General features: G+C 57.5%; 2 protein-coding genes and 1 pseudogene. 2 read left to right on the forward strand and 1 reads right to left on the reverse strand.

Annotated features, from left to right (window positions below; genetic code table 11):
- Window positions 1-382, reverse strand: a pseudogene (locus AWC07_RS28410) (hypothetical protein); the annotation flags it as partial.
- Between the two features lie 349 nt (window positions 383-731).
- Between AWC07_RS28410 and AWC07_RS28415 the strand changes: the two are divergent.
- Together AWC07_RS28415 and AWC07_RS05010 are read left to right on the forward strand one after the other, a co-directional pair.
- Window positions 732-1,277, forward strand: a complete 546-nt coding sequence (locus AWC07_RS28415; RefSeq protein WP_279628857.1) for a TNT domain-containing protein — start codon at window positions 732-734, stop codon at window positions 1,275-1,277.
- Complete coding sequence (locus AWC07_RS05010; protein ID WP_084293473.1) at window positions 1,274-1,822, forward strand: TNT antitoxin family protein; 549 nt, start codon at window positions 1,274-1,276, stop codon at window positions 1,820-1,822. The genes AWC07_RS28415 and AWC07_RS05010 overlap by 4 nt, the downstream gene beginning before the upstream one ends.
- The last annotated feature ends 258 nt before the right edge of the window (window positions 1,823-2,080 follow it).

A 2,080-nucleotide genomic window follows, 5' to 3' on the forward strand; every position in this document is an offset into this window, starting at 1 on the left:
AAGGCAGCGGCGGTACGCGTGTCGGAGCGCCAGGTGGTGGCGGGCAGTTGGGTGAAATCACCCACACCGGCGACGCGCTGACCACCGAGCTAGAGGACCTCGGCGGGGATCTGCCCAAGACCGATCCGAAGACGAGCGGCGAACCCGCGGTCTTGCCGACAGGAGAGCCCCCGCGGGCACCGGTTGAGGTCACGCAACCCACGGAATCCACCACACCGGGCACGACCAAAGCCGAGTCGCCCACGGCCCCAACGGGATCAGCGGCCTCGGGGCCGGTTGACTCACGTGTTCCGGCCACGCCTGCGGGGTCGAGTCCGTCTCCTATACCCGCTGCGGCGGGTGACCAGATGCCGACGAGTAGTTCGCGTCTGAGTGAATCCACGCCCGCCTCAGTGGCACCAGACGGAACGTCCATCAAGCCAGCACCCGTGGCTGCTGCACCAGCATCCCCGGCGCCGCAGGCATCAGCCCCGCGATTCACGGAATCAACTAGTCCGACTGAGTTAGCACGACCGGGTGGCGGTAGCCCGCACTGCGCTAGCGACGGCATCTCATCTAACGGCCGACCGCCGGAGTCGTCGCCCCACGTCAGTGCGGGTGACATGCCGGGTGACCGTGGCTCGCAAGAGTCGCCAATAGCCCCGGGCGACCCGTTGCATTCCCACGAGCCCTCTGGCCCGGGATGGCATCGGTTACCCGATAAAGCAACCGATCCGCACTATGGTGAGCCGTTGTCCGATTCTTGGAATTTTCTTGATGATCCGGTCGATCCCAGCGGGATTAAAAGGACCGTCGCGCAGCTTATTACAGATCCTGAAGCGCCCTTCGGCCGCGATCCTCAAGGGCGCCCTTATACTGAACAGGAATACGTTCAACGCTTCAACAAACTGAGCCCCACCGGTGATCGATGGATGAATTTCCCAGGAAATGATGGAGCGGTGCCGGGTACAAAGATCGCTTTTACCGACGCAGATCAATTGGCGAAGTTTTACGGTAGGCAATTCGACCGGATTGGGAATGTGGATGGGAAGTATCTGGCGATCATGGTAGATGGTGTACCGGCATCCTGGGAGGCGCGAGCACTGCATGTCAATAGCTTACGTGAGCCGTATAACGCATATGAATTCGATCATCTTCCGACCGGCTGGCATGTCGAAGTGTCAGAAGTAGCACCTGGTGTGGGCCAACCGGGAGGGTCGATACAGGTTCGGATATTCGACAGTGAAGGTAGGGCGCTCAACGTGGAAGAATTACTTGACATTGGCGTATTGCGATGAATGCCCACATAGAAATCCCCGCAAGGCTTGCGGAATGGGGAAATATTGCTGGATATACACTGACGCCCGGATCCCGCAGTGAAGATGGACGCGCAATATTCTGGGCATCGTTGGGTGAAATCCGACTCTTTATTGGCTGGAATGACCGCGGCTGGTTTGTCGTCACCGACTCTGACCGCATGGGTCCGGAACACTTCATATTGGCTGCCCCGTCGATGGATACTATAGAAAAGTACTTTTTTGGAAGATTCTGTCCGACTATTAGACGGAAGCGTGAATTGCCGCGTTTAAAAATTCCCGTTTTGAAGGAGCAGCTACCCTCCAACTTCCGTATCGATATTCGGGACTTTGAAGGTGTTGAGCGGCTAACTTTAGTCGCTAACGATGGGTCCGTGGTCGCTGTTAGCAGCTCTGATCCGGTAACTGGAACAGCGGAACTTGCCAAGTTGTCATTCTTTCTGGCTGCACCAATTGATGAGATCGTCGCGTCATGCTTCGATCCCTACGGAAAGCCGCTGTTTCAAGATCTTGGGGCCGAGCACTAGCTTGAACTCTGTTCCTCGTTCGTCGTCATGGTGGTCTTCTTGAATAGAGATGAAACGCAAGTTTGGTGCTCGTCGGTTGCTAAGGGATTCCTGTCAAGCAACCGGATTACCCAGTAGGGCTCGCCTGGTCACACCCCACTCCACCCTCCAGAGCCCCAATTACAACACTTCGACAACATCCCTAGACGGTATGGGGAGGCTGGGGCCTCACTGCATGTGATCGTGGGTTGCCGTCAGGAATTGGGTCCTGGCCGGTAG

Source organism: Mycobacterium gastri (genome assembly GCF_002102175.1).
Classification (GTDB): Bacteria; Actinomycetota; Actinomycetes; order Mycobacteriales; family Mycobacteriaceae; genus Mycobacterium; species Mycobacterium gastri.

What these genes read in the sequence shown, in the direction of transcription:
- AWC07_RS05010 (WP_084293473.1), top strand. Translation starts at nt 1,274, where the DNA reads ATGAATGCCCACATAGAAATCCCCGCAAGGCTTGCGGAATGGGGAAAT.